General features: G+C 62.9%; 24 protein-coding genes. 11 read left to right on the top strand and 13 right to left on the bottom strand.

Annotated elements, in window-relative coordinates; genetic code table 11:
- Nucleotides 1-2: 2 nt before the first annotated feature.
- A complete protein-coding gene (locus tag ABIE40_RS21590) occupies nucleotides 3-1082 on the bottom strand; it encodes a sugar ABC transporter substrate-binding protein (RefSeq protein ID WP_199625690.1) in 1080 nt (359 codons plus the stop codon).
- Between the two features lie 220 nt (nucleotides 1083-1302).
- Between ABIE40_RS21590 and ABIE40_RS21585 the strand changes: the two genes are divergently transcribed.
- The 3 genes from ABIE40_RS21585 to ABIE40_RS21575 are packed head-to-tail and all read left to right on the top strand — an operon-like array spanning nucleotide 1303 to nucleotide 5308.
- Nucleotides 1303-2913, top strand: coding sequence for a GMC family oxidoreductase (locus ABIE40_RS21585; protein WP_199625689.1), 1611 nt, complete (start codon nucleotides 1303-1305; stop codon nucleotides 2911-2913).
- Between the two features lie 26 nt (nucleotides 2914-2939).
- Nucleotides 2940-4208, top strand: coding sequence for a glycerate kinase type-2 family protein (locus tag ABIE40_RS21580; protein WP_199625688.1), 1269 nt, complete (start codon nucleotides 2940-2942; stop codon nucleotides 4206-4208).
- An 11-nt stretch (nucleotides 4209-4219) separates the two neighbouring features.
- Entirely contained in the window at nucleotides 4220-5308 is a 1089-nt protein-coding gene (locus ABIE40_RS21575; protein WP_199625687.1) for a lactonase family protein, read from the top strand.
- Nucleotides 5309-5322: 14 nt separating this feature from the next.
- Here the strand turns inward: ABIE40_RS21575 and ABIE40_RS21570 are convergent, their stop codons facing one another.
- From ABIE40_RS21570 to ABIE40_RS21530, 9 genes are all read right to left on the bottom strand, one after another.
- A complete protein-coding gene (locus ABIE40_RS21570) occupies nucleotides 5323-6066 on the bottom strand; it encodes an amino acid ABC transporter ATP-binding protein (protein ID WP_112714777.1) in 744 nt (247 codons plus the stop codon).
- Nucleotides 6063-7037: an amino acid ABC transporter permease gene (locus ABIE40_RS21565; protein ID WP_199625686.1), complete on the bottom strand. Its 975-nt coding sequence runs from the start codon at nucleotides 7035-7037 to the stop codon at nucleotides 6063-6065. The genes ABIE40_RS21570 and ABIE40_RS21565 overlap by 4 nt, the downstream gene beginning before the upstream one ends.
- Nucleotides 7038-7098: 61 nt before the next feature.
- The gene (locus ABIE40_RS21560) at nucleotides 7099-7932 is read right to left on the bottom strand and encodes a transporter substrate-binding domain-containing protein (RefSeq protein WP_130280511.1); all 834 of its coding nucleotides are present in this window, start codon (nucleotides 7930-7932) and stop codon (nucleotides 7099-7101) included.
- 145 nt (nucleotides 7933-8077) lie between these two features.
- Nucleotides 8078-8467 (bottom strand): carboxymuconolactone decarboxylase family protein, encoded by a 390-nt coding sequence (locus tag ABIE40_RS21555; RefSeq protein WP_199625685.1) that lies wholly within the window; start codon nucleotides 8465-8467, stop codon nucleotides 8078-8080.
- Nucleotides 8460-9269 (bottom strand): alpha/beta fold hydrolase, encoded by an 810-nt coding sequence (locus ABIE40_RS21550; RefSeq protein WP_199625684.1) that lies wholly within the window; start codon nucleotides 9267-9269, stop codon nucleotides 8460-8462. Before ABIE40_RS21550 ends, ABIE40_RS21555 begins: the two co-directional genes overlap by 8 nt.
- A gap of 1 nt (nucleotide 9270) precedes the next feature.
- Complete coding sequence (locus ABIE40_RS21545; protein ID WP_130280507.1) at nucleotides 9271-10347, bottom strand: LLM class flavin-dependent oxidoreductase; 1077 nt, start codon at nucleotides 10345-10347, stop codon at nucleotides 9271-9273.
- Between the two features lie 39 nt (nucleotides 10348-10386).
- Nucleotides 10387-11901 (bottom strand): aldehyde dehydrogenase, encoded by a 1515-nt coding sequence (locus ABIE40_RS21540; protein ID WP_199625683.1) that lies wholly within the window; start codon nucleotides 11899-11901, stop codon nucleotides 10387-10389.
- A 1-nt stretch (nucleotide 11902) separates the two neighbouring features.
- Complete coding sequence (locus tag ABIE40_RS21535; RefSeq protein ID WP_199625682.1) at nucleotides 11903-12895, bottom strand: flavin reductase; 993 nt, start codon at nucleotides 12893-12895, stop codon at nucleotides 11903-11905.
- Between the two features lie 165 nt (nucleotides 12896-13060).
- Nucleotides 13061-14863 (bottom strand): helix-turn-helix domain-containing protein, encoded by a 1803-nt coding sequence (locus tag ABIE40_RS21530; protein ID WP_199625681.1) that lies wholly within the window; start codon nucleotides 14861-14863, stop codon nucleotides 13061-13063.
- A 166-nt stretch (nucleotides 14864-15029) separates the two neighbouring features.
- Between ABIE40_RS21530 and ABIE40_RS21525 the strand changes: the two genes are divergently transcribed.
- Nucleotides 15030-15623, top strand: coding sequence for an amino acid synthesis family protein (locus ABIE40_RS21525; RefSeq protein ID WP_199625680.1), 594 nt, complete (start codon nucleotides 15030-15032; stop codon nucleotides 15621-15623).
- A gap of 26 nt (nucleotides 15624-15649) precedes the next feature.
- Here the strand turns inward: ABIE40_RS21525 and ABIE40_RS21520 are convergent, their stop codons facing one another.
- Together ABIE40_RS21520 and ABIE40_RS21515 are read right to left on the bottom strand one after the other, a co-directional pair.
- Nucleotides 15650-17356, bottom strand: a complete 1707-nt coding sequence (locus tag ABIE40_RS21520) for a methyl-accepting chemotaxis protein (RefSeq protein ID WP_199625679.1) — start codon at nucleotides 17354-17356, stop codon at nucleotides 15650-15652.
- Between the two features lie 193 nt (nucleotides 17357-17549).
- A complete protein-coding gene (locus tag ABIE40_RS21515; protein ID WP_199625678.1) occupies nucleotides 17550-17993 on the bottom strand; it encodes an SRPBCC family protein in 444 nt (147 codons plus the stop codon).
- Between the two features lie 260 nt (nucleotides 17994-18253).
- Here ABIE40_RS21515 and ABIE40_RS21510 point away from each other — a divergent pair, with 260 nt between their 5' ends.
- The 4 genes from ABIE40_RS21510 to ABIE40_RS21495 all read left to right on the top strand — a co-directional run bounded on the left by ABIE40_RS21510 (nucleotide 18254) and on the right by ABIE40_RS21495 (nucleotide 21392).
- Nucleotides 18254-19291, top strand: coding sequence for an aldo/keto reductase (locus ABIE40_RS21510; RefSeq protein WP_199625677.1), 1038 nt, complete (start codon nucleotides 18254-18256; stop codon nucleotides 19289-19291).
- The gene (locus tag ABIE40_RS21505) at nucleotides 19207-20313 is read left to right on the top strand and encodes a hypothetical protein (protein ID WP_354541105.1); all 1107 of its coding nucleotides are present in this window, start codon (nucleotides 19207-19209) and stop codon (nucleotides 20311-20313) included. The genes ABIE40_RS21510 and ABIE40_RS21505 overlap by 85 nt, the downstream gene beginning before the upstream one ends.
- Nucleotides 20314-20466: 153 nt before the next feature.
- Nucleotides 20467-20928 (top strand): helix-turn-helix domain-containing protein, encoded by a 462-nt coding sequence (locus ABIE40_RS21500; RefSeq protein ID WP_112714749.1) that lies wholly within the window; start codon nucleotides 20467-20469, stop codon nucleotides 20926-20928.
- A 221-nt stretch (nucleotides 20929-21149) separates the two neighbouring features.
- Nucleotides 21150-21392, top strand: a complete 243-nt coding sequence (locus ABIE40_RS21495) for a hypothetical protein (RefSeq protein ID WP_112714747.1) — start codon at nucleotides 21150-21152, stop codon at nucleotides 21390-21392.
- Nucleotides 21393-21490: 98 nt separating this feature from the next.
- On the opposite strand, the gene ABIE40_RS21490 is transcribed toward ABIE40_RS21495, so the two are convergent.
- Nucleotides 21491-22021: a helix-turn-helix domain-containing protein gene (locus tag ABIE40_RS21490; protein ID WP_354541104.1), complete on the bottom strand. Its 531-nt coding sequence runs from the start codon at nucleotides 22019-22021 to the stop codon at nucleotides 21491-21493.
- 160 nt (nucleotides 22022-22181) lie between these two features.
- On the opposite strand from ABIE40_RS21490, the gene ABIE40_RS21485 reads away from it, so the two are divergent.
- From ABIE40_RS21485 to ABIE40_RS21475, 3 genes are all read left to right on the top strand, one after another.
- Nucleotides 22182-23126 carry an ornithine cyclodeaminase family protein gene (locus tag ABIE40_RS21485; RefSeq protein WP_199625675.1) on the top strand — a complete coding sequence of 315 codons (945 nt, stop codon included), beginning with the start codon at nucleotides 22182-22184 and terminating at the stop codon, nucleotides 23124-23126.
- 22 nt (nucleotides 23127-23148) lie between these two features.
- Nucleotides 23149-24282 carry an aminotransferase gene (locus ABIE40_RS21480; RefSeq protein ID WP_112714741.1) on the top strand — a complete coding sequence of 378 codons (1134 nt, stop codon included), beginning with the start codon at nucleotides 23149-23151 and terminating at the stop codon, nucleotides 24280-24282.
- 78 nt (nucleotides 24283-24360) lie between these two features.
- Entirely contained in the window at nucleotides 24361-25140 is a 780-nt protein-coding gene (locus ABIE40_RS21475; RefSeq protein WP_199625674.1) for a transporter substrate-binding domain-containing protein, read from the top strand.

The following is a 25140-nucleotide window of genomic DNA, read 5'->3' as shown; positions in this document are numbered from 1 at the left end:
GGTTAGGTGCGGATCGCACCCGTGACGCGGCCCCAGAGATCGTTCCAGTCGAGCGTCGGATGGGAGTCGATGTTGGTCTTGTAATATTCCTCAACGTTCTCCTTCGCGATCAGCACGGCCTTGCCGTAGAATTCGCGATGGTCGGCCGGCTCCTTGGCCGGGTCGAACTTCTTCTGGAGCGCGGCGAGACCGATCGCCAGGCCCATGCCGCCCTGCCAGAACGGACCGGACGTCACTGTGCAGGCGAACTCGCCCTTGCGCACCGCATCGACCGCAGCCTTGATGCCGTCGACGCCGACGACCGGGACCTTGCCCGCGAGGTTTTCGGCGCGCAGCGCCTCGAGCGCACCGGTGCCCATGTCGTCATTGGCGGCCCAGATGCCCTTCACGTCGTCGCCGAAGCGGGTCAGCAGGTTGCTCGTCAGGTCATAGGCTTCCGAAGACTTCCAGTTCGCCACCTGGAAATCCAGGAGCTTGATGTTGGTGTTGGCCGCCAGCGCGTCTTCCAGGCCCTTCTTGCGTTCGATCGCCGCCGTATTGGAAATCTGGCCGCCGAGCGCGATGATACCGCCGGAGCCGCCGATCGACTTGAAGAGGATTTCGGCGATCTGCTTGCCGCTCGAGATACCGTCGAACTCGATATGCGAGACGTAGTTCGGATTGAAGTCCTTCGGATGCAGGTCCGCCGGCTTGTTCCACTGGGTCACGACGTAGGCGCCGGCCTTGGCGCAGGCCTCGACGATCGGGCGCGCATCCGGCGTGTCATTCGGGTCGGAATTCAGCACCATGTTGCCGCCGGTCTTGGCGAGCATGGCCTTGATGTCGGCAATGCCCTTTTCACTGTTGCCTTCGGAGACAAGCGTGACGTGGTCGAGGCCGATGGCGGAGGCGAAGGCCTCGGCACCGGTCTTCCAGACGGCATGATAAGGATTTGAGAGCGAGCGGATGGACGTGACAAGCGTCGGCTTGTCTGCGGCGAAAAGCTGTTTCGGTAGCGCTGCGACGGTTGCGCCCGCCGCGACTGTTGCCAGAAACGATCTGCGGTTCATGCTGCCGAAATGCGAATTTATCTTATCGATCATTCGAAAACCTCCCGTTGAATGACGAAGATGGCGATGCCGTCCTTCTTTCCCCGGCACCTCCATCTGAAGCGACGTCGTCATAGCATTTGTACGACAACCCTTCAAGACGATAACCGTACCCTTTCTCTTGACGAGGGGCAAGAGACTTGAGATTGTGATCGCGAATTGATGCCGGGACAACGAGGAGCGATCGGTATCGAGCGGATTTACGGAGGAGAGAATGCCCGATTACATCATCGTCGGGGGCGGCTCGGCGGGATGCGTGCTTGCTGCGCGCCTGAGCGAGGACCCTGATGTTTCCGTGACCCTGCTGGAAGCCGGCCCGCGCGACAGCAATATGTATATCCATCTCCCCGTAGGCTTCTTCAAGATGACGGCCGGCCCGCTGATCTGGGGCTATGAGACGGTGGCCGGGCGCGAGATCGCCGGGCGCAAGATGGTCTATCCGCAAGCTCGCGTGCTCGGCGGTGGCAGCTCGATCAACGCACAGGTCTTCACCCGCGGCTGCCCCGAGGATTACGACGGCTGGCGCGACCTCGAAGGATGCGCCGGCTGGGGCTACGAGGATGTGCGCCCCTATTTCCGCAAGTCCGAAGGCAATGACACATTCGGCGGCGCTCACCACGGCACCGAAGGACCGCTCGGCGTCAGCTCGCAGAACCCGCATCCGCTGACGCGCGTCTTCGTGCGCGCCGCACAGGAAGCCGGTCTTCCCTTCAATCCCGATTTCAATGCCGGATCGCAGGCAGGCGCCGGTTTCTATCAGACGACCACGAAGAATGGACGCCGCAGCAGCACCGCCGTCGGCTATCTGAAGCCCGCTGTGCATCGCAAGAACCTGACGGTGCGCACCGATACCGCCGTCAACAGGATCGTCATTGAGAACGGCTGCGCCGTCGGCATCGAGATCATCGAGAACGGCCGGCCGGTGCTGTTGAGGGCCGAACGCGAAGTCATCCTGACATCGGGCGCCATCGGTTCGCCGAAAATGCTGATGCTCTCGGGCCTCGGCCCTGCCGACGAGTTGCGGGCGCTCGATATCGATGTCGTTAGGGATCTGCCGCAGGTCGGCAAGAACCTGCAGGACCACATGGATGTCGATGTTCTCGCCGAACTCAGCGGCTCGCACGGCATCGACCGCTACAAGAAGCGTCACTGGCAGGTCGCGGCCGGCATCGAATACGCCCTGTTCGGCAAGGGGCCGGTGGCCTCGAACATCGTTGAGGGCGGCGGTTTCTGGTGGGGCGACAAGGCTGAGAAGACCCCGGACCTGCAGTTCCACTTCCTGCCGGGGGCTGGTGTCGAGGAAGGGATCGGCGGCGTGCCCGGCGGCAATGGCTGCACGCTGAATTCCTATCACGTCCGGCCGCGCTCGCGTGGGACAGTAACTCTGCGCTCGAAGGATCCATCCGTTCCCCCGGCAATCGACCCCAATGCCTTTGCGGAGCCCTACGATCTGGAACGCGCCGTCGACGGCATCAAGATCTGCCAGGAAATCCTCTCCCAGCCGGCCTTCCGGCCCTTCGTCAGACGGCTGCATCTGCCTGACGGCAATATCCGCACGCAAGAGGAATACCGGCAGTTCGCCCGGCAGTACGGCCGCTCGGCCTATCACCCCGTCGGCACATGCCGCATGGGCGGTGGCGAAGATGCCGTCGTCGATCCGGATCTCAAGGTGCGCGGCATCGATCGGCTCCGGGTCTGCGACAGTTCCGTCATGCCGCGGCTGATCTCGTCGAATACCAATGCCGCGACGATCATGATTGCCGAGAAAGCGGCCGATATTCTCAAAGGCGTCTTGCAGCGGCAGCCGCAGCACGATTACGCATAGTAACGACATCAAGCGCAGATCATTCCATGACCCATTCCATCTCCTCGCCGCGTGAATTCCTCACCTCGCTTTTCCACGCCGCCGTCAAGGCCGCCGACCCGCTGACGGGGATCAAGGCACATTTGCCGGAAAAGCCAAAGGGTAAAACGGTGGTGATCGGCGCGGGCAAAGGCGCGGCGCAGATGGCGCGGGCATTGGAGAGCCTCTGGGACGGCCCGCTTGAAGGTGTCGTCGTTACCCGCTACGGCTATGGCTGCGAGACCGAGCATGTCGAGATCATCGAGGCATCCCATCCGGTGCCGGATGCCGCCGGTCTTGCCGCATCGAAGCGGCTGCTCGAAACGGTCCGGGACCTGACGGCCGATGACCTCGTCATCGCGCTGGTCTGCGGCGGCGGTTCGGCACTGCTGCCATCGCCGCCGGAGGGACTGACGCTCGATGACGAGATTGCGCTGAACGAGATGCTGCTGGCATCCGGCGCGCCGATCTCGGCGATGAATGTCGTGCGCAAGCATCTCTCGACGATCAAGGGCGGCCGTCTCGCCGCCGCGACGAAGGCTCGTGTCGTCAGCCTCATCGTTTCGGACATTCCGGGCGACAACCCGGCCCATGTCGCGTCCGGCCCGACCGTACCCGATCGCTCGACCCGGCATGAGGCACTGGAGATTATCGCGCAGTACGGACTGAAGCTGCCGCAGGCGGCGCTCGATCACCTGAATTCGAAGAGGGCCGATGCTCCCCTGCCCGATGATCCGGCCTTTGCCCGCAATAGCCATCACATCATCGCCTCGGCCGGCGTCTCGCTGGAAGCGGCCGCCGCGCTTGCCCGCGCAAGCGGCATCGAAGCAGCGATCCTGTCCGATGCGATCGAAGGGGAATCCCGCGACGTGGCGCTTGTGCATGCGGCGATCGCCAGGGAAGTGCTCGGCCGCAATCGCCCCTTCACGAAGCCGGTCGTCATCCTCTCCGGCGGCGAGACGACGGTGACGCTTCGCGCCAAGGGCGGCAAGGGTGGCCGCAACGGCGAATTCGCGCTCGCCGCCGCCCTTGCGCTCGACGGCCACGACATCCACCTGCTCGCTGCCGATACCGACGGCATCGACGGCTCGGAGAACAATGCCGGCGCCTTTGCCGACGGCGGCACCGTCAAGCGCCTGCGCGCCGCCGCTCTCGATCCGCGCCGCGTGCTCGACGGCAATGACAGCTATAGCGGCTTCCAGGCGATCGGCGACCTGTTCGAAACAGGCCCGACCGGGACCAATGTCAACGATTTCAGAGCCATCCTGATCCTGTAAGGCGACCCGCCATGAAACATCTGCTCTTCATCGGCACGCTCAACCAGCCGACCTCCTATTTCGAAGGCGCCAACGGCGACGGTCTCTCGGTCCACCTCTTCGATGACGAGACCCTGACGGCCGAGCGGCTGGCTTCCGCCCCACAGATCGTCAATCCGACCTTCCTCTCGCCGACGCCGGACGGCAGCCTCGTCTATGCCAATTCCGAGATCGAGGGCTGGTACGAGGGTCTGGTCACTGCCCTGTCCTTCGACAGGAAGACCGGACGCCTCGACCACCTCAACATGCAGCCTTCGCTTGGCGCAACGACGGCGCATAACGCGATTTCCCGGGATGGACGGCATCTCTTCGTCGTCAATTACGCGATGGGTGCGGGTGGCCCGGATCAGGCACTGGTCGCCTTCGATCGCCGGGCAGACGGCTCGCTGGCGCCCGGCCGCATCAGCGCCGCGCAATCCGGCACCGGCCCCAATGCCGCCCGCCAGGAACGCAGCCATCCGCACAGCGTCACCGAGATTGCGCCCAATCTGCTGCTGGTCGCCGATCTCGGCACCGACAGGCTGACGGTCTACAGCCTGGAAAACGGGCAACTCGAAAAGATCAGCGTGACCGCGACAAGACCAGGCGCCGGACCGCGCCATGTCGCGCTGCATCCGTCCGGGCGCTTCGTCTTCGTCATCAACGAACTCGACTCGACGGTGGCAAGCTACCGGATCGGCGCAGGCGGCAAGTCACTCGAAGAGATCGCCGTCTATCCGACCGTTCCCGAACAGGCCGCTGCCGCAAACCACGCCTCCGACCTGCAGATTTCGTCTGACGGACGGTTTCTCTACGGCGCCAATCGCGGCCATGACAGCATCGCTGTCTTCGCGGTCGATGCCGAGACCGGCAGGCTCTCGCCAATGGGTCAGGTCCCCTGCGGTGGCCGGACGCCGCGCAATCTCGCGATCGCCCCGCAGGGCAGCCATCTGCTTTGCGCCAATCAAGACGGCGACGTCGTCAGCATCTTTGCCCGCGATCCGGAAACCGGAGCACTTGTTGATAGCGGCAAGAGCATCCGCATCGGCACGCCGATGTGCCTGCGTTTCGCCAGGGCCTGAGCGGTGGAAGCCGCTCAGTGCTTGAGGATCTGGCTGAGGAACAGCTTGGTCCGCTCGTGCTGCGGATTGGTGAAGAAGTCGTTCGGCTTGCCTTCCTCGACGATCTGGCCTGAATTCATGAAGATCACCCGGTCGGCGACGGCGCGGGCGAAGCCCATTTCGTGCGTCACGCAGACCATCGTCATGCCGTCCTTGGCAAGCCCGGTCATCGTCTCCAGCACTTCAGAAACCATTTCCGGGTCGAGCGCCGAGGTCGGCTCGTCGAAGAGCATCACGGCCGGCTGCATGCAGAGCGAGCGGGCGATGGCGACGCGCTGCTGCTGACCGCCCGAAAGCTGGATCGGATATTTGTTGGCCTGTTCGGGAATACGCACGCGCTCTAAAAATTTCAGCGCCGTCTTCTTGGCTTCCGCCTCCGGCACGCCCTTGATCCACATCGGCCCGACCATGCAGTTCATCAGCACCGTCATGTGCGGGAAGAGATTGAAGTGCTGGAACACCATGCCGACATTCTTGCGGACCTCGCCGACATTGCGCATCCTGTTGTGCAGCGTGATGCCGTTGACCGAAATCTCGCCTTCCTGATGCGCTTCCAGCCGGTTGAAGCAGCGGATCAGCGTCGACTTGCCGGAGCCCGAAGGACCGCAAACGACGATGCGCTCGCCCTTGCTGACCGTCAGGTTGATATCCTTCAGCACCTGGAAGGCGCCGTACCACTTGGAAACGTTCTTCGCTTCGATGATCTTGTCGCCGTTCATCGGACTTTGCTCCTGGCGTAATGACGCTCGATGCGGGATTGGATGAGCTCCAGGCAGATCGACATGATCCAGTAGAGCATGGCGGCCGAGATCAGCATTTCCATGTGCTGAAAGGTCTTCTGGCCGAGCGTGCGGGCAAGGAACATCAGCTCCCAGACGCCGATGACCGAGACCAGCGAGCTGTCTTTCAGCATGGAAATGAACTGGTTTCCGGTCGGCGGAATGATGACCGGCAGCGCCTGCGGCAGGATGATCTTGCGCATGGTGATGCCGAAGCCGAAGCCAATCGAGCGCGAGGCTTCCCACTGGCCGCGGTCGATGCTCTGGATGCCCGAGCGGAAGATCTCCGTCATGTAGGCGCCGTAGCAGAGCGACAGGGCGAGAATACCGGCCGGAACCGCATCGATGACGAAGCCGAGCTGCGGCAGGCCGAGATAGATCAGATAGACCTGCATGAGGAGCGGCAGGCCGCGGAAGAACGACGTGTAGAAGCTGGCGATCGCATAGGCGAAGCCATTCGTCGAGAGCTTGGCGACGGCGCCGAGAATGGCGATAGCCGAGGCGATGACGATCGAGATTGCCGAGACATAGATCGTCGTCACCAGGCCCTGGGTAATCATGAAGGGCAGCTTTTCGGCGATGAACGGCAGGCTCAGATGAAAGGTCGCGAAGAAGGCGAGGAACAGAAGCAACAGTTCCAGCCAGACGACGGCGATCTGCACTCTGAGCGGCGCAAAGCCGATCAGCACGACATTGAGCACGAACATGACGGCGATGACGAAGGCGATCGCGAAACGTCCGTACAGGCCGCTGGCAGAGGGATCGCCGATCACCGGGCGCATCAATTCGCCCATCGCCGTGCCGGTCATGTTGAACATCAGGAAGAAAGCCAGCACGACCGCAAACATCGTCGCGATGAACCACGGCTTATGGACGAGCACTTCAGACTCGACGGTATCGGGATAAAGCATCTCTTGTCCCTTGCGGCAAATCGACGGTCCGGTTGCCCGGACCGTCCGCTTCTGGCGGTGGTTACTTTACGACCGTATAGTCTACGCCATACCACTTCACGGAGAGCTTGCTCAGTGTGCCATCGGCCTGCATGCCCTTCACGGCTTCAGCGATCTTGTCGTTGAATTCCTTGTCGCCATGCTCGATCGCAACGGCAAGCGGCTCGTAGAAGACCGGGTCGCCGATCTGCTTGATCGGGTAGCCGGCCTTCACCGCGTCGAGAATGCTCGGCAGCGAGGAGACGACGGCATCGAGACGGGTGCCGTCACCGAGACGCAGGTCGTCGAAGGCGGTGGTCGAGTTGGCGTAGGACTTCACTTCCTTCGGCTTGAACTCGTATTTGAAGGGAGGCGCGCCGGCGGCATCGAGCGTCAGGTCGCCCTTGGCATAGGCTTCGAAGGTCGAGGTTGCCGTCGTGCCGACCACCTTGCCGTCAAGATCGGAAAGCTTCGTCGCCTTGCTGTCCTTGTGAACGGCAACGGCTGCCGGGGTATAGTAGTAGACGGCCGGGAAATCGAAGATCTCGGCGCGCTTCTTGGTCGGCGTCATCGAGCCGACATGCATGTCCCAGCGGCCCGCCCAGTTACCGGCAGTGATGATGTCCCAGCCCGGGGTCACGAACTCGACCTTCACGCCGAGACGCTTGCCGATATCCTTGGCGACATCGACGTCGAAGCCGTCGAGTTCGTTCTTCTCGTTCATGAAGGATTGCGGCGCCCAGTTGGCGTCGGTCGCAACCTTCAGGTCCTTGGCCGCCATGACGCGATCGAGGACGGCACCGGCATTGGCCGGGAGGGCGGCGAAGGCCACGGCAAGCGATGCTGCCGCTGCGGAAATCTTGGTCAGTCTGTTCATGCGATGGTTCCCTTTATTGTCATTCTTGGTTTTTGGCCCGGGCTCATTCCCGTACCGTCATGCAATCTTGATGTCGAAGAGACCTTTTCGTCTTCCGGCGATTTGAAGCAGCCGCAGGCCGGTCGCTTCCTTGAATCGATGGAAGTCAGAGCTCTCCTTTCTGACGCATCTCTTCGCGAATGGAGCGGGCGACCCGGAAGGCTTCGACGCCGGCCGGAATGCCGCAGTAAACCGCGATCTGCACGAGTGCTGCCCTCAGTTCGTCATCGGTCAGGCCATTGCGGATCGCGCCGCGAAAATGGATGCCGAATTCATGCATGCGGTTCAGCGCCGCCAGCATGCCGAGGTTGAGGAGGCTGCGCTGCTTGAGGTCGAGCCCCTCGTCGGTCCAGGCCGTGCCCCAGCAATATTCGTTGAGCACATCCTGGAACGGTGCCGAGAAGCTGTCGGCGCCGTTGATGGCGCGGTCGACATAGTCGTCACCCAGCACCTTGCGGCGAACGGCCTCGCCGCTTTTTCTGAGCGCCTCATCCATGGTTCGTCTCCTTGGCGGCCAGGAAGCCGCGCATCAGGTTCGCCACCGTTTCCGGCGCCTCGATGAGAATGGAATGGCGCAGGCCAGGCAGGATCGACAGCGTCGAGCCCGGGATGCGCTCGTGCATGTAGCGGGCCATGCGCGGATTGGATCCGGCATCGTCCTCACCCGTCGCAATGAGCGTCGGGCAGCGGATCTGGTCGAGGAAGCCACCGAAGTCGGTCTCGGCGAGCACCCGGTAGGCCGCCGCATAGCATTCCGGATCGTTCTCCGCATCGCGCTGGCGAAGCCTTGCTATGACCTCGGGGTTCGCGGCCTGGAATTCTTCGCTCAGCCAGCGCGACAGCGAGGCATTGTGATGGTCGGCCGGCGTACCGGCCCGCAGCGCCGCGAGACGCTCCAGAACCCGCGTCCGCTCCTCCGGCGTGCGCCCGGCCACCGTGGAGAGCAGCACGAGCTTGCGCAGCCGGTCCAGGTGGGTCAGCGCCAGGCGCTGGGCAATCAGCCCGCCGAGCGAGAAGCCGGCGAGATTGAAACTCGTGAAGCCTGCCTTGTCGGCGAGCGCCAGCGCCTCGTTGACGAAATCGTCGATCTCGTAGCGGCCCTTCACCCGGCTCGATTGGCCGTGGCCGCGCAGGTCGAAGGTCAGGATGGTGAAACTGTCCTTCAGGCGCTCGACCACACCCGACCACGCCTCCAGATAAGAGCCGACGCCGTGGATGCAGACCAGCGGATCGCCGCTACCGTCGATCCGGTAGTTGAGCGTCACGTCTCCGACGGTATGGCGCTGTGCCTCTGCCATGTCAGCCTGCCGCCGCCTTGCGCTGCTTGTCCTTTTCGCGTGCGGCGAAGAAGGGCATGATCTCCTTGACGAACAGCTCAATCGTCCGCTTCTGCAGCTCGAAGGGCAGGTTGAAGGTCAGGCCGAGACAGTATTGATCGACACCGGCTTCTTCATAGACCAGCAGCTTCTCGATCGCCTCGTCGGGTGTGCCGAACATCAGGTTCTTGCGGATATTGTCCGGATTGTAGTTGTCCTTGCCCTTGACCGCTTCATAGGGCACCGCTTCCGGGAAACCTTCGCGGACATTGCCGATATTCTGCATCAGGTTTTCGAAGGCACGGCCGTAATCCATGCTGTGCTTGACGGCCAGTTCCCAGCCGTCGGCCTTGTCGTAGACGCAGGTGCGGCGCTGCATCATGAAGCGCGGGCGCGGAACCTCGGGATGATCGGCAACCGCCTTGTTGAACTTGTCGGCCAGAACCTGGATCTCGGCTGCCGGCTGCGAAAGCGGCGTGGAGAGGATGCTGGCGCCATTGGCGATCGCCCAGTCGAAGGAGCCCGGATCGCGGGCCGCGACCCAGATCGGCGGATGCGGCTGCTGCAGTGGCTTCGGCACCGACGTGGCGGTCGGGAATTTCCAGTAGTGCCCGTCATGGGCGTAGTCGCCGGCCCAGAGCTTCTTCACCGCCGGGACGATCTCCTTCATGTAGGCGACGCCTTCCTGCTGCGGCATGCCGCCGGCCATCCGGTCGAACTCATACTGATAGGAGCCGCGGGCGATGCCGAATTCCAGGCGACCGTTGGTCAGATGATCGCAGAGCGCGGATTCGCCGGCGAGACGGATCGGCGTCCAGTACGGCGCCACCAGCGTCGAGGTACCCAGGCGGATCTGCTCAGTGTGCTGTGCCAGCCAGACCAGCGTCTGGAACGGATTGGGAGAGATCGTGCATTCGATCGTGTGGTGCTCGGCAGTCCAGAGCGCCTCGAAGCCGCCTTCGTCGGCCATCCGTGCCAATTGCAGGAGATTGTTCTTGACCGTCGACATCGGGATGTCGGGCGAGAAGCGTTCCATGGTCAGCGATACTGCGAATTTCATCTGCTAGCCTCCCTTTCGGGTTCAATTTTGTGCGTGCCGTCACTTCAGACGGATGACGAAGGGGTCCTGCATGGCGCCGGAATAATCGATGATGACGTTCTTCAGCCGTGAGAACTCATGCATCACCTCGAAGCCGCCGCGCCGGCCGTAGCCGCTTTCCTTGAAGCCGCCATTGGCGGACATGAAGGAGGCCGAGCGATAGGTATTGACCCAGACGGTGCCGGCCTCGATCTGGTTGGCGAAGCGAAGCGCCCGATCGATGTCCTTGGTCCAGATGCCGGAGGCGAGGCCGTAATGGCTGTCATTGGCGAGCGCGATCATCTCCGCCTCGTCGCGGAACGGCATGACGCCGACCACCGGGCCGAAGATCTCGTCGCGCATGAAGCCCATGTCGTTCTGCGCATCGACCATGACGGTCGGCTCGTAGTACCAGCCGCCGCTCGAAAGACCTGCCTTCTGCGGACGGCGGCCACCGGCCGCGACCTTGGCGCCTTCCTTGACGCCCGAGGCAACATAACCCTCGACCTTGGAAAGCTGGTCGGCGAGCGCCAGAGGGCCGATATCGGTATCATCGACCGTCGGCAGGCCGACGCGGATGCGGGCGGTGCGGGCGATCAGCGCATCGATGAACTTGTCGTAGATGCTGGCTTCGACGAAGCAGCGCGAACCAGCAACGCAGGTCTGCCCGGCAGCGGCAAAGACACCAGAGACGACGCCATTGACGGCATGCTCGATCTCGACGTCGCCGAAGACCACATGCGGCGACTTTCCACCGAGCTCCATCGAGCAGGGCACGAGGTTCTGCGCGGCATTGCCGGCGATACGGCGGCCGGTCGCGGTGCTGCCGGTGAAGACATATTTGGCAACGCCCGAATGGCGGGTCAGCGCCTCGCCGGCACTCTTGCCGGTGCCGGTGACGACATTGACGACACCCGCCGGGAAGCCGGCTTCATGGATCAGTTCGGCCAGCGCCAGCGTCGAGGCGGTCGCATGCTCCGACGGCTTGATGACGACGGTGTTGCCGATCGCCAGACATGGCGCCAGCGTGCCGGTCAGCAGCATCAGCGGCGAATTCCAGGGCGTGATCATACCGACGACGCCGAGCGGTTCGCGCAGGTTGATGTTCAGCGTATCGGCCCGGTTGATCGGGATGGTGTCACCCTGCAGCTTGTCGGCCATGCCCGCGAAATAGTGATAGCTATCCGGCATCGAGCGCATCTGCGCCCGGCTTTCCTTCAGCAGCTTGCCGTTGTCGCGCGTCTCGATCTCGGCGAGCGTATCGGCATTGGCGCGGACGAGTTCCGCGAGTTTGCGCACCAGCGCGCCGCGGTCCGTCTGCGTCATGCGCCGCCAGGCCGGATTGCGGAAGGCAGCATTCGCGGCAGCGACGGCGGCTGCCACGTCGTCGGCATCGGCTTCGGCCAGGTCGTACCAGCGCGCGCCGGTGGTCGGGTCGTAGCTGGCGATGTAGTTGCCGTTCTTCGGCGCCACGAATTCGCCATTGATAAACAGGCCCTGTCGCGACCCTTCGATGGAGCTTACCGTCGTCTTCATGTCACTGTCCTTGGTCTTGGGAGGCTTGGATCCAGGCACGCGCTTCGCCGTCGATCATCGCGACGCGGCCGCCGTCGTCCGAATCCATGTAGATGCCGAACCGGCCGGCCTGCCGCTCGCGGACGTAGCGGCGCAGCATGGAGCGCAGTTCGTGGGTGGCGATCGCTTCGTAGGGCAGATCGTCGATGGCGAAGAAACGCAGGTCGGCAGGCAGGTTGACGCCCGCCCCCTCGCCCGCCAGCCGGGCACGATAGACGAGATAGCCGGGATCGCTGTCGGCTACGTCGAAGACGGAATAGAGGAAGGTCTCTTCCGGAACGAGGCTCAGCGCATCGCCGCCTTCGACCACCAGCTGGCTGTCGGCCTTGCGGCGGCGCGCCGAAGGAAGCACCCAGCCGCCCTTGCCATCCGAGCGCAACAGCAGGCCATCGCCGGCTTCGATCAGATAGCCGATGATCATGCCATGCGAGGCGAGCCAGCCTGATGGCAGCGGATCCTTGACGCTGGCATAGCGGCCGCGGCAGAAGCCGAGCGGCGCCGTCGGGCTGGTGCCGAAAGCACGGACTTCGCCGATCAGAACCGCATGATCACCGGCATCGACGGTATTGTAGGTCGTGCAGTCGAACCAGGTGAGACTGTCGGTCAGGACAGGTGCGCCGGTATGGATATGGTCGTGGGTGACGGACTGGAACTTGTCCGGCGACTTGGAGGCAAAGGTCGCGGATACGCCTACCTGTCCTTCATGGAGGATATTGACCGCGAAGCAACCGGCGCCAGTGAAAGCCTGATAGCTGGACGCCGACTTGGCGATGCAGACCAGCAGCAGAGGCGGGTCGAGCGAGACGGAGGTGAAGGAATTCGCTGTCATGCCACGCGGCGTGCCATCCTCGTCACGGGTGGTGATGACGGTGACGCCCGTCACGAAGGTTCCGAAGGCCCGGCGCAGGGCGATCGGGTCGATCGGCGCATCCGCCTTTGCCGCTATCTCCACCATCTCTCAGCGCCTCCTCGTGCTTGATGAAGAGAGGCTATCGTTGCCGGTGCAGCCGTTCTTCCTTGGCTTCGACGGAGTGAGCGGAAAACTTCTGCTGTGATCCGTAGGAGAGGGAAAACGGCCAGAGGCAGGCGCTGCAAAACCACAGATACCGGCTGTCAGAGGTTACTTTTCAGCGCTGACCCGATTGTCGATGACGCCGTGCAGGCGGATCGCCAGCTCGACGGCAAAGCGCTTTTCCGGCGTCTCGACATCGACGCCGAAAAGCTCCTGGATGCGCGACAACCGATAGCGCAGCGTCGTCACATGCAGGCCCATCGTATCGGCGCAGGCCTGACTGCGGCAGCCTTCCTGCAGGTAGGTGGAGAGCGTCTCGAGATAGGGCGTGCCGTTCTCGCGGTCATGCTCGGCGATGGCGCCAACGCTTTCCTGCACGAAGCTGCGCACGTCGCCTGCCTCGGATGCCGCGACCAGCATCGGCAGCGGCCCGAAATCCTGCGCCGAGACGGCACCGGTGAGCCCAAAGGACCGGCCAATGCGGATCATCCGGCTGCAGCGTTCCCAGGCCGCCGGATAATCGGACAGCGCCGCGCAGCGATTGCCCGCGACGACAACAGGCGGCTCGTCGAAATAGCGGCCGAGTTCTTCGGCGATGCGGCGCGTCAGCTTGACCGTGCGCTCCTGCCGCTTGCTCGCGTCGTGGGGCACGAGGCAGACGACGCCGCCATCGATGGCGATCAGGTTTGCCTGCAACGAGGCCTGCTGCATGATGCGGGCAAGCGTATGCTCGACATCGACGGAGGCACCGCCGAAGGCTTTCGTCTTGTCGGGGAAATCGATGACGATCATCTGCTGCGGCGTGGCGAAATTCAGCCCCAGGCGCTGGGCGCGCTGGGCGACATCGCCGGCATTGCGCCAGCGTGCCTCGACGATCTCGAAGAATAGTTCGGTCTGCGTTCTCGTTTCGAAGCGGAAGCGGATGAAGCTGCGCATCATCTGGACGCTGAGCGCGAACTTGGCGCTGTCGAGCATCAAGAGATCGAGATCGCTGAATTCGCGCGAGGTCGGGAAGATGATCAATGCGCCGACCAGCTGATTATCGACCGTCAGCGGCTCGATGCGCGCCGAGATTCTGAAACGTTGCGCGCCATCATCGAGAAACAGGCTGGCGGCATCGGTCGCACCGCGATCGATCGCCTCGCGTGCCGTCTTCATCAAGGGACGGGCAAGCGTCGTCGCTGCCGCCTCCTGCCAGGAGGCCTCATCGTAGAGCGCATTCGGCGGGCGTCCTGCAATGACCTGATTGGCGGTGAAATCGACGACGACGGTCGGGTTCGGCAGCATCATGCCGACCATGGCCGAGAGCGGCGCGACGGCACCGTCGCTGAGCACATGTTCGAGCAGCGAGGTATGCGCCTGCAGCGCCCGCTCGAGCCGCTGTGCCGCACGCTTTTCGGCCTCCAGCCGGTGTTCGCGCTCGACGGCGATGGCGCCCATGTGGATGATGGCGCCGAGAAAGGCGAGGTCGTCCTCGGAGACGTCGGTGATCTGACGCGAGATGACGCTCAGCACCATCGGCCGGCCCTCGGCGTCCTTGCAGTTCATCGGCATAACGACGACGGTGCGGTAATCGCGCTCGAAGGCTTCCTTGCGGTAGCCGGGAAACTCGACGGACTCGCGGGCGTCGCGGAGATAGACGGGCTCGTTGCGCTGCAGGGCAATCAGCGACGGACTGGTCGCGAGCTCCCACTTCTCGGGCAGCTGCCGCTCGATCAGCGTCGGATCGTAGCGGACGATGACACAGGCATAACCATGCGCCGCATCGATGCCCATGATCGAGCCGAGCGACCAATGGGCATGGCGGCACGCCGCCGCGATCAGATGCTGCAGCACGGTCTGCAGATCGCCGCCGCTGTTGATCTGGCTTGCGACGTCGCGGAGCGCTAATATCTGAGACTTCTGATCCAAACTGCCTCGCTCCCTCCAGCTGCCCGCATCATGCGCGCGCATTCGGCGGAAATCTACTCCGTTTCGATGGAAGCCGACGCAACGCCCTTCCGCCGATCGGAGGAAGACGTTCGCCGTTTAGCCGCTAGGCTTTTGGGAGTTTCAACATTTCGTATCGGCGCAAGGCATGACACTCGGCATCAGAAAGATTTCCACCTTCCTCGAAGAAACGCATGTCGAAGGCGGCAAGGCGGCAGTCCGGCCGGTGACCATGGTCGTCGTCGCGGCCGTCATCCACAACCCCTGGGCCGGGCGCGGCTTCGTCGAGGATCTGCGGCCGGAAATCATCCGCATCGCCGGCGACCTCAGCCATGAGATGACGACGCGACTGCTGCGCCAGATGGATGCCGGCAAGATCGAGGCTTGCGGCAAGGCGGCAGCGGTCGGAATCAACGGCGAGATCGAGCACGCCTCGGCGATGATTCACACGCTGCGCTTCGGCAATCCGTTCCGCGAAGCGATCGGCGGCACCAACTACCTGGAATTCGCCAATACCCGCAACGGCCCGGGCGCGCTTCTGTCGCTGCCGATGATGCACAAGAGCGAGAGCGGCAAGCGCTCGCATTTCCTGACCGCCAATTTCTTGATTGCCGATGCACCCGGCCCGGACGAAATCGTCGTGGCGATCGGCGCCGCCGATGGCGGCAGGCCGCATGCCCGCATCGCCGACCGTTTCCAGGATATTGCGGAAATGGAAGCCGAGATGGCCGCCAAGGGCTAGTCAGCCCGCCCGGCGGGGCGGCGGCATCAGGCCGCCGTGCGCTTCCAGTTGGACTTGACCGACGAACCGTCGTCGCGCTGCACGGCGCGGCGGTTCAGCTTGAACAGGCTGACGAGCTGCGACAGCGCGTCGGCACCGAGCGCCAGCGTGCTCGAGATCGCCGTGGTGCGGGCGCTCATCGCCGCATTTTCCTGCGTCATCCGATCGAGACGGCCAACCGCCTTGCTGATTTCGCCGAGACCCGTCGTCTGCTCGTCCGCGGCCTTGGCAATCTTGTCGACATTGCCGTCGATGCGCTTCACGAGGACGTCGATTTCCTTCAGCGCCTCGCCGGTCTCGCCGACGAGACGGACGCCTTCGAGAACTTCGGCGCCCGAATTGTTGATCAGCACCTTGATTTCCTTGGCGGCATTGGCCGAACGCTGGGCGAGCTCGCGCACTTCCTGCGCCACGACCGCAAAGCCCTTGCCAGCTTCACCGGCACGCGCGGCCTCGACGCCGGCATTCAGCGCCAGCAGATTGGTCTGGAAGGCGATCTCGTCGATGACGCCGATGATCTGGCTGATTTCGCGCGACGCCGCCTCGATGCGCTGCATGGCATCGACGGTCTGCTGAACGACTTCGGTGGAAGCGGCGGTCGAGACGCGGGCGCTCTGGACGAGCTGGCGCGTTTCCTTGGTATTTTCAGTGGACGAACGGACCGTCGCGGTGATCTCGCTCAGCGCCGCCGTCGTCTCGTCGAGGGCGGCTGCCTGTTCGCGGGAGCGCTCCGCCAGATGCTCCGAGGCTTCGCGTACTTCCTGGCTGCTCTTGCTCAGGTCGCCGGTCTGGCCGAGAACGTTGACGAGTGTCTTCTGGAATTCGCCGATCGACTTGTTGAAGTCGCGGCGCAGGCGCTCGAATTCGCCGACGAAGGGCTCGTCGAGGGTGATGCGGATATTGCACTGCGAGAGACGCTCCAGCGCCGAACCGAGCTCTTCGACGGCATGCATGCGATCGGTCACGTCGATCGCGAATTTCACGACCTTGAAGACTTCGCCATTGTGATCGAGGATCGGGTTATAGGAGGCCTGGATGAAGATGCGCTTGTTATCCTTGCCGAGCCGCATGAACTGGCCATTCGAGAACTTGCCGGTGCGCAGGTCGGCCCAGAAGTCGCGATATTCCTGAGACTGGGCATAGCCCGGCTCGCAGAACATCGAGTGGTGCTTGCCGACGATCTCGTCGGCCGAATATCCGAGCACCGAAAGGAAATTCTCGTTGGCGCCGAGAATGCGTCCGTCGGGCGTGAACTCGATGACTGCCTGAACGCGCGACAGCGCCGCGAGCTTGCCGGCATCCTCGGCGCTTTTGCGCTTGATCGCGGTGATGTCGGTGGCGATCTTGACGACCTTGTAGGGCTTGCCGCGGCGGAAGACCGGATTGTAGGAAGCCTCGATCCAGATTTCCTGGCCGCTCTTGGCGCGGCGGCGATACTGGCACTGGTCGTATTCGCCGCGCGCCAGCTTCGCCCAGAAGGCCCGGTATTCTTCGGATTTCGCCTCGTCGGGCAGCACGAACATGCTGTGGTGGCGGCCGACGATCTCGGATCGCTGGTAGCCGACCGCTTTGCAGAAATTCTCGTTCGCCGTCAGGATATTGCCCTTCAGATCGAACTCGATGATGGCCTGCGAGCGGCTCAGCGCATCGATAACAGCCGACGCATCCAGGCCGAGAATGGAAAAGCGAGACATGCAGTAAGAACCCCCGGTGACCACAGGCTTCTCCGCCGCACGCAAAGAGCAGCCAAAGACCTTTTGGTGAACAGTAGGGGGACAGCGTTAATTAGCGATTAAGCATGTCTAAAGCTTGGATATTTTCAATTACGCGTTTGCTGCGCGGCAGGACGGCCCGCCTCTCGGCGCGCCGTCTTGCGATGAAGGAAGATCAGTTGGTGATCTCCGGCTCGACCAGTTTCGCGAGGTTGCGCAGCGATTCCTGCCAGCCGAGATAGCAGGCTTCCGGCGGAATGAGATCCGGAACGCCGGCCTGGGTGATGTCGACCTCGGTGCCGACGGACACTTTCTTCAGGATCACCGTGACTTCCATTTCGCCGCGCAGGTTCGGATCGTCGAACTTGTCGGTGTAGCGCACGCGCTCGCCCGGGATCAGCTCCTTGAATTCGCCGCCGAAGGAATGGCTGTCACCGTTGGTGAAATTGCGAAACGACATCTTGAACGTGCCGCCGACCTTCGGCTCCATGTGATGGACGGTGCAGGCAAAGCCGTTCGGCGGCAGCCACTTCGCCAGTGCATCGGCCTCGATGAAGGCGCGATAGATCTTCTGAGGGCTGGTGGCCAGCACGCGGTGCAGACGGATGGTACTCGGCATGGTTCGGTTTCCTCCTTTGATTGCATGGACATCCCAAGGACGTGCGTCGCCGCCACAATCCGACAGCGCAATTTCGATTTAGCAAAGAAAATATGCCGCCCGGGCCGAAGGCAAGCCCGCGCGCTGCGATCTCTGCCGTCAAAAATCTATTCGTCCGGTTACATTGTTGTACGACAAATTCTGTGCCACTATGCCATTCGTGATGGCACCGCGGCCCGCTCCGCTGGCGCCCGGATGAACAGGATGGTCAAGGAAGAGCAATGCCCGATCTGGAGAAGAGAAGCGTAACCAAAGGCGGCCTTGCGGTCACCACCATGGGCTTGGGAGGAACGGGCCTTGGCAATATGTACCGGGCGACAGATCCGAAGGTGGCGCACGAGACCGTGCATGCCGCCTTTGAAAACGGGCTGCGCTATTTCGATACCGCCCCGGTCTATGGCTTCGGCCTTGCCGAAACGCGGCTGGGGGAAGCGATCCGCACGCTGCCGCGCAGCGAGATCGTGATTTCCTCCAAAGTCGGCTACGATCTGGTGCCGATCCCCCAGAGCGAGGTCAAACCCGTGCTCTGGGACGAGGCACCACCCTTCCGGGCCGATTTCGACTATTCGCGCGATGCCGTGCTGCGCTCGATCGAGGGATCGCTGAAACGGCTCGGCACCGATTATATCGACATGCTGGCAATCCATGATCCCGACGAGGCAATTCATTTTGCGAAGGGAGAGGATCCCTATGCCCGCAGCCGTTTCAAGGAAGCGATGGACGGCGCCTACCCCGCGCTCGACGAACTGCGGTCGCAAGGCGTCATCAAGGCGATCGGCGTCGGCATCAACCAGTGGCAGATGCTGTCGGATTTCGTCGAGGCCGGTCAGTTCGACTATTTCCTGCTCGCCGGACGCTACACGCTGCTCGAACAGGAGCCGCTTGCGACCCTGCTGCCCGCCTGCGAGCGCAAGGGCACCAAGCTGGTCATCGGCGGCCCCTATAATTCCGGGATTTTGGCGACCGGCGCGGTCAATGGCGCGACCTTCAACACCCGCAATGCACCGGCCGAAGTGCTAGATAAGGTCGCGAAGCTCGCGGCCGTCTGCGACAGCTACGATGTTCCGCTCGCTGCGGCAGCACTACAGTTTCCGCTGGCGCACAAGCTCGTCGTCAGCGTCATTCCCGGCGCCCGCTCGGTGGAGGAACTCGAGCAGAACCTCTCCTATCTTCATTGGCCGATCCCGGCGGCGCTCTGGTCGGATCTGCGGGCGCAGGGCCTGATCGATCCCGCCGCTCCGCTTCCGGCCGGTGGCTGATGCAGTTGCGGCCGGCCGCGGCGGTGATCGGCGAGTTCGAGACGCTTCTGTCGTCCCGGCGCGCCGATCTCGTTGCAGCGGCCGGTCTGCCGGAACTCGAACTCTTCGGGCAGCGGACGCGGCTGCTGCTGGTTCGCGAACCTGCATCCCCTATCCCCAACTGGCCGGCCCTGAAGGCGCGAGCCCGGCGCACCGCTGAAACACTCGGAAAGATCGGTGTCACGCCGGTTCTCGTGACCGGCGATCCCGCCTCCTCCCTGGCAATTGCGCTCGGTGACGCCGGATGGGGTGTGTTTCGTGACGGTGTCGATCTCCGCCCGCGCGGCGAGCTCATGCTGGACGCAAAGCCGATCCCCGCTTCAAAAACCAAACTCTCGCTGCTCTGCGCCCTCTGGCATCTTCGCCATCGACCCTTCACGGCAGCGGAACTCGGCCGATCCGCCGGCATCTCGGCAACGTCGGCCCGCACCGCCATCGCTGAGGCAATACAGGCCGGGTGGGTCAGCCGGAATCGCGATGTCGGCGCTCATCTCTACCGCCTCGACCATCCCCAAGCGATCGTCGACAACCTGCCTCACGCCGCGTCGTCACGGCCGAACCGCTGGCAGCATTTTGCCCTGGCGCCGGACCATCTGGCGGCACTTCCGCAGCGACTCGACGGCTTCTGCCGTAGTCATCGGATCGGCTATGCCGTGACCGGCCGATATGCCGCCACCTATTTCCTCGGCCGCCGGCAGGACGTGCCGGAGCTGCAGGTCAGGCTCGCCCCGACCGCCGAATTTGCCGATCTGCTCTCCCATCTGCGCGCTGTGCCCGCGGCGTCGCCTGCGAATCTCGCAATCGTGATATCGGCCGATGCCGCGAGCTGGCTGCATGGAAGGCGGGTGCACGGCCTTGACCTCGCGAACCCGCTCGTCGTTATGACCGACCTCTTGGAAACGAAGAGCTTGGAAACAAATGCATTTCGGGCCTGGCTGGAAGCAGAAGCGCAGCGCCCGGAAAATGTCCAAAACCACCCGTAAGTACTATATACACAAGCGCGCAGCGGCGAATGGTCCATCCCCAGAAGTAGTGATTGAATTTTTCACTTAGCTCATACACTATCTATTGGCCCCCCAAGTGATCGGTCTCCCGCAAGGACGCCCATCGAACCTCGCGGTAAACGGAAAAAACAAATGAACGCCAAGGCCCCGAATGCAATCGACGTCTATGTCGGCTCCCGAGTAAGAATGCGCCGGCTCCTTCTCGGCCTCAGCCAGGAAAGGTTGGCCGATCAGATCGGCGTGACGTTCCAGCAGGTCCAGAAGTATGAGAAGGGCATGAACCGCATCGGCGCCAGCCGCCTGCAGAAGATCGCCGAAGTGCTTTCGGCGCCGCCGAGCTATTTCTTCCAGCAGGAAGACTCTCAGCCGCTGACGCTCGAAGGCCTGGAAATGCCGCAGAAGGCCGATCCGGTCTCCGAATTCCTGCGCTCCAAGGAAGGCCTCGCGCTCAACCGCGCCTTCCTGAAGATCAACGACCCGCAGATCCGCGAAAAGATCGTCTCGCTGGTCAAGGCCATGGCGCAGGCCGAAGGCCATCGCGACACCGCGGTCGGCGCTTCCGCTTCGGAAACCAGCCAGCCGCTGAACGGCTAAGCAGCCGTCAGTATCAAAGTTTCGAAGGCGCGGCCGAAAGGTTCGCGCCTTTGTCATGTCCTGTAGCGGCGATGTCACATTGCGGAATTTGAAGTTGAATCTGCAAGTGTTTTCTGATGCCTGCAGGTGTGTCACGCTTGTGTCACGCGCGCCGCGCGAGAACTTCCCCTAACGTCACATTGCCGCCACGTCCCAAGGCGGCGATCTGACGAGGTTTGACAATGGAAGATGCGGTCATCGACGTCACCCATGCGAAGAGCGAAGAGCAGCTGAAGGAGCTGGCGTCGCTGGCAAGACTGATTGCTTTCGCACGCGAAAATGCCAAGGAGCTGAGTGCCGAATTCCCGGCGCATTGCCTCGACCTGGCGCTCAATTCCCTGCTTCAGGACCTTCAGAACAGCGCGGCGCCCGCTATCGCCGAAGAAGGTCAGCGTATCGAGGCAGCTTTCGCAGTACGCCACTGAACGAGACATTCTCTCACTCCGGAAAGCCGGAGTGAGACGATCTCTCGGATTTTGCCGCTCGATTTGATTAAACGTTACAGCAGATCATCCGGCTGCGTTTAAGAGACGACATTCCTGATGAAGCGAACGGTCTCGCTGCCGTTGTTGAGATAGGAATAGATCTGCGCCGAGCTGTAGATCGCAAATGTCCCGGCCGGATAATCGGTCTCGGTGCCGCTGAGCGACAGCGTGAGAACGCCCTCGATGATGAAGATCATTTCGTGCCAGCCCTGCGGATCAGGCTCGGCATCGTAGCGTTCGCCGGCTTCGAGCGACCAATGCCACATCTGCGTCTCATGCGCGGCGGGTGCCGTGCCGAGCAGCACGCCGGAGCTTGCCGCTCCGCGCCCGCGCCAGGTCACTTCGTTGATATCGGATGAGGACGTGCGGTTCGGATCGCGAACGAGATCGACGAAGCCGACCCCCATGGCCGCCGCCAGCTTGTCGAGACTGGAGAGGCTGATATTGGCATCGCCCGCCTCGACCGCGACGATCATTCGCCTGCTGATGCCCGAAGCTTCCGCCAGCGCTACCTGGCTCAGACCCGAGGCCTGCCTTAGTCTGCGAAGATTCCCAGAAACATGCGACAAGACATCGCCCCCGCCTTGACTGTGCAATATATTGCTCATAGGCTTCCTCTAATCACATTGGGCAGTCAGATCAATCGCGATCTCGCCGTGCGTCCTATCCGGCCGCGCGAACGGATAGCTGCGTTCCATCGGCTGTTCCGCATGTAAAGGCGAGGAAAGCATGACGCAACCGATCGTTCTCCACGAAGCCGATATCACGGCGCTTCTTCCGAAAGTCGATGTCCGCTCGGTGCTGGAGCGCATGTTCCGGGCGCTGGCCGACGGCGATGCCGTGCAGCCGCCGCAGACGCTCAGCCTCTTCCCGCGCGATGCCGGTGACTTCATCACCTATCTCGGCGTTCTCGCCGGCGAAAAGGTCTTCGGCGCCAAGCTCTCTCCCTACATCCCCGGCGACGGCAAGGCGCTGGTCACGGCCTGGACGCTACTGATGTCGATGGAAACCGGCGAGCCGGTTCTCCTCTGCGACTCCAAGAAGCTGACGACCGAGCGCACCGCCGCGACCTCCGTCATCGCCGCCGATGCCCTGGCTGATGCCGGTGCCTCTGTACTGACCATCGTCGGCTCCGGCCCGGTCGCGCTGGCGCACCTGCGCTATGCCGAGGCGATCCGGCCGTGGAAAGAGATCCGCATCGCCTCGCCGAATATCGCCGGCCGCACCGGCATTCCCGAGAAGAGCGCTGGCGGCTGCACCATCACCAAGTTTACCGACGTCAACCAGGCAGTGCGCGGCGCCGATGTCGTTCTGCTCTGCACCTCATCGGGCAAGCCGGTCATCGATACGGCCGCGCTCTCGAAGGCCGCCGTCGTCACCTCGATCAGCACCAATGTTGCCAATGCCCATGAAGTCGATCCGGCAGCACTTTCGGGCTTCGACGTGTACTGCGACTACCGCGCCACAACGCCTGCTTCGGCCGGTGAAATGAAGCTTGCTGCCGCTTCCGGCGCCTGGAGCCCGGATGCGCTTTGCGGCGACCTTCCGGAACTGCTTGCCGGACGGGCAAAGGCCCCGAGCCGCGAACGCCCGGCCTTCTTCCGCTCGATCGGCCTTGGCCTCGAGGATGTCGCCGCCGCCGTCGCCCTGCTCGCCGCCGCACGCGGCCAATAATCGTAATACCGAGGAGAATGACATGAAGATCCGCAATTTCGGCGTCGAAATCTGGATGAACAAGTACGAGACGACGTGCGAGCTCAATCTGGCCGAGACCTGCGTCGAATCCCTGACCGTCGCCGAACTGCTCGACATGGCGGGCAAGACCGATATCGCCGCCGAACTGCTGCCGCTCAAGCTGACCTATGGCGAGATCGAAGGCAGCGTTCGCCTGCGCAATCTGGTGGCCGGTCTCTATGAAAACCAGAAGCTCGAAAACACCGTCATCACCCATGGCGCGATCGGCGCCAATGCACTCGTTCACCTGACGCTCGTCGAGCGCGGCGACCGCGTCATCTCCGTGCTGCCGACCTATCAGCAGCACTACTCGATCCCCGAAAGCATCGGCGCCGATATCCAGATCCTGAAGCTCACCGAAAAGACCGGCTTCCTGCCCGATCTCGAAGAGCTGAAGAAGCTGGCAACGCCGGGCACCAAGCTGATCGCCATCAACAACCCGAACAATCCGACCGGTTCGCTGATGGACCGCGCCTATCTCGAAAAGATCGTCGAGATCGCCCGCGCATGCGGCGCCTGGATCCTCTGCGACGAAGTCTATCGCGGCACGGATCAGCAAGGCGAAGACGGAATGACCGCCTCGATCGCCGATCTCTACGAAAAGGGCATCAGCACCGGCAGCATGTCGAAGACCTATTCGCTGGCGGGGCTGCGCCTCGGCTGGATCGTCGCGCCGGAAGAGCTGATCCACGCGGTCTCCGTCCACCGCGACTACAACACGATCAGCGTCGGCCGTCTCGACGACCATTTCGCGGCGATCGCGCTGGAGAACAAGGACAAGATCCTGAAGCGCAGCCACGAGATCACCCGCTCGGCGCTGGCAATCCTCTCCGACTGGGTCGATGCCGAACCGCTGATTTCCTGGATCAAGCCGAAATCCGGCACGACCGCGCTTCTGAAATACGACCTGCCGATCACCTCCGAAGAATTCTGCCTGCGTCTGCTCGACCAGAAGGGCGTGATGCTGACGCCGGGCAGCGCCATGGACATGGAGGGCTATCTGCGCATCGGCTACACCAATGGCGAAGACGTGCTGAAGGAAGGCCTGAAGCGCATCTCGCAATTCCTGAAGGAAGCCGCCGCTTCGGCCGCCTGATCTCCACCCATCCCAAGAATTCCTGCCGCCCGTCCCGGGCGGCGGATTGAGTCCGTTTCCAAACAAAAGGGGAATTTCATGAAACGACTTTTGACCGTACTCGCTCTCTCGATGCTCGCCGGCGCCGCCTCGGCCGACGAACTGCGGATCGGCACCAGCGCCGACTACCCGCCGTGGGAATCCGTCGATGCCGGCGGCAACATCATCGGCTTCGACAAGGATGTCGGCGACGAGATCTGCAAGCGCATCGCCGCAAGATGCAACTGGCAGAACCAGGCCTATGACGGCCTGCTGCCCGGCCTGCAGGTCGGCAAGTTCGACCTCGTCATCTCCGGCGTCTCGATCAATGACGAGCGCTCGCAGAAGGTCGACTTCTCGGTTGCCTATGCCGATGCGCCGAACGCCATCGTCACCGCTCCGGGCAGCGATGCCGCCTCCGCCAAGTCCGCTGCCGATCTCGCCAAGGCGCTCGGCAAGGCTGCCATCGGCGTACAGTCCGGCTCGACCCACGAGCAGGTCATCCGCGCGCATTTCCCGGATGCCGACGTGCGCGTCTACGACCGTCCCGACCAGATCGCCGACGACCTCGTTGCCGGCCGCATCGACGCCGGCCTGATGGAACGCTCCGCCTGGGAGCCGCTCATCAAGGACCGCGGCGCCGACAAGCTCGCCTATGCCGGCCCGCTACTGACCAGCGCCGACTTCCCGGAATTCGGCAAGGGCCAGGGCGTTGCCATGGGCAAGGGCAAGACCGAGCTGAAGACCAAGGTCGATGGCGCTGTCGATGCGATGCTGAAGGACGGCACGGTCAAGACCATCGCCGAAAAGTGGTTCGGCTACGACATCTCCAAGAAGTGA

The organism is Rhizobium sp. OAE497 (assembly GCF_040546565.1).
In the GTDB taxonomy this organism is placed as follows: domain Bacteria; phylum Pseudomonadota; class Alphaproteobacteria; order Rhizobiales; family Rhizobiaceae; genus Rhizobium.
The sequence above is the reverse complement of the archived record's forward strand: the minus strand, read 5'-3'. Positions and strand labels throughout refer to the sequence as shown.

Coding starts and splice junctions, on each gene's coding strand:
- ABIE40_RS21570 (WP_112714777.1), bottom strand. CDS start 6,066: ATGAACGGCGACAAGATCATCGAAGCGAAGAACGTTTCCAAGTGGTAC.
- ABIE40_RS21520 (WP_199625679.1), bottom strand. CDS start 17,356: ATGTCTCGCTTTTCCATTCTCGGCCTGGATGCGTCGGCTGTTATCGAT.
- ABIE40_RS21575 (WP_199625687.1), top strand. CDS start 4,220: ATGAAACATCTGCTCTTCATCGGCACGCTCAACCAGCCGACCTCCTAT.
- ABIE40_RS21585 (WP_199625689.1), top strand. CDS start 1,303: ATGCCCGATTACATCATCGTCGGGGGCGGCTCGGCGGGATGCGTGCTT.
- ABIE40_RS21590 (WP_199625690.1), bottom strand. CDS start 1,082: ATGATCGATAAGATAAATTCGCATTTCGGCAGCATGAACCGCAGATCG.
- ABIE40_RS21480 (WP_112714741.1), top strand. CDS start 23,149: ATGAAGATCCGCAATTTCGGCGTCGAAATCTGGATGAACAAGTACGAG.
- ABIE40_RS21555 (WP_199625685.1), bottom strand. CDS start 8,467: ATGGATGAGGCGCTCAGAAAAAGCGGCGAGGCCGTTCGCCGCAAGGTG.
- ABIE40_RS21485 (WP_199625675.1), top strand. CDS start 22,182: ATGACGCAACCGATCGTTCTCCACGAAGCCGATATCACGGCGCTTCTT.
- ABIE40_RS21565 (WP_199625686.1), bottom strand. CDS start 7,037: ATGCTTTATCCCGATACCGTCGAGTCTGAAGTGCTCGTCCATAAGCCG.
- ABIE40_RS21545 (WP_130280507.1), bottom strand. CDS start 10,347: ATGAAATTCGCAGTATCGCTGACCATGGAACGCTTCTCGCCCGACATC.
- ABIE40_RS21540 (WP_199625683.1), bottom strand. CDS start 11,901: ATGAAGACGACGGTAAGCTCCATCGAAGGGTCGCGACAGGGCCTGTTT.
- ABIE40_RS21510 (WP_199625677.1), top strand. CDS start 18,254: ATGCCCGATCTGGAGAAGAGAAGCGTAACCAAAGGCGGCCTTGCGGTC.
- ABIE40_RS21580 (WP_199625688.1), top strand. CDS start 2,940: ATGACCCATTCCATCTCCTCGCCGCGTGAATTCCTCACCTCGCTTTTC.
- ABIE40_RS21515 (WP_199625678.1), bottom strand. CDS start 17,993: ATGCCGAGTACCATCCGTCTGCACCGCGTGCTGGCCACCAGCCCTCAG.
- ABIE40_RS21560 (WP_130280511.1), bottom strand. CDS start 7,932: ATGAACAGACTGACCAAGATTTCCGCAGCGGCAGCATCGCTTGCCGTG.
- ABIE40_RS21500 (WP_112714749.1), top strand. CDS start 20,467: ATGAACGCCAAGGCCCCGAATGCAATCGACGTCTATGTCGGCTCCCGA.
- ABIE40_RS21535 (WP_199625682.1), bottom strand. CDS start 12,895: ATGGTGGAGATAGCGGCAAAGGCGGATGCGCCGATCGACCCGATCGCC.
- ABIE40_RS21525 (WP_199625680.1), top strand. CDS start 15,030: ATGACACTCGGCATCAGAAAGATTTCCACCTTCCTCGAAGAAACGCAT.
- ABIE40_RS21495 (WP_112714747.1), top strand. CDS start 21,150: ATGGAAGATGCGGTCATCGACGTCACCCATGCGAAGAGCGAAGAGCAG.
- ABIE40_RS21550 (WP_199625684.1), bottom strand. CDS start 9,269: ATGGCAGAGGCACAGCGCCATACCGTCGGAGACGTGACGCTCAACTAC.
- ABIE40_RS21475 (WP_199625674.1), top strand. CDS start 24,361: ATGAAACGACTTTTGACCGTACTCGCTCTCTCGATGCTCGCCGGCGCC.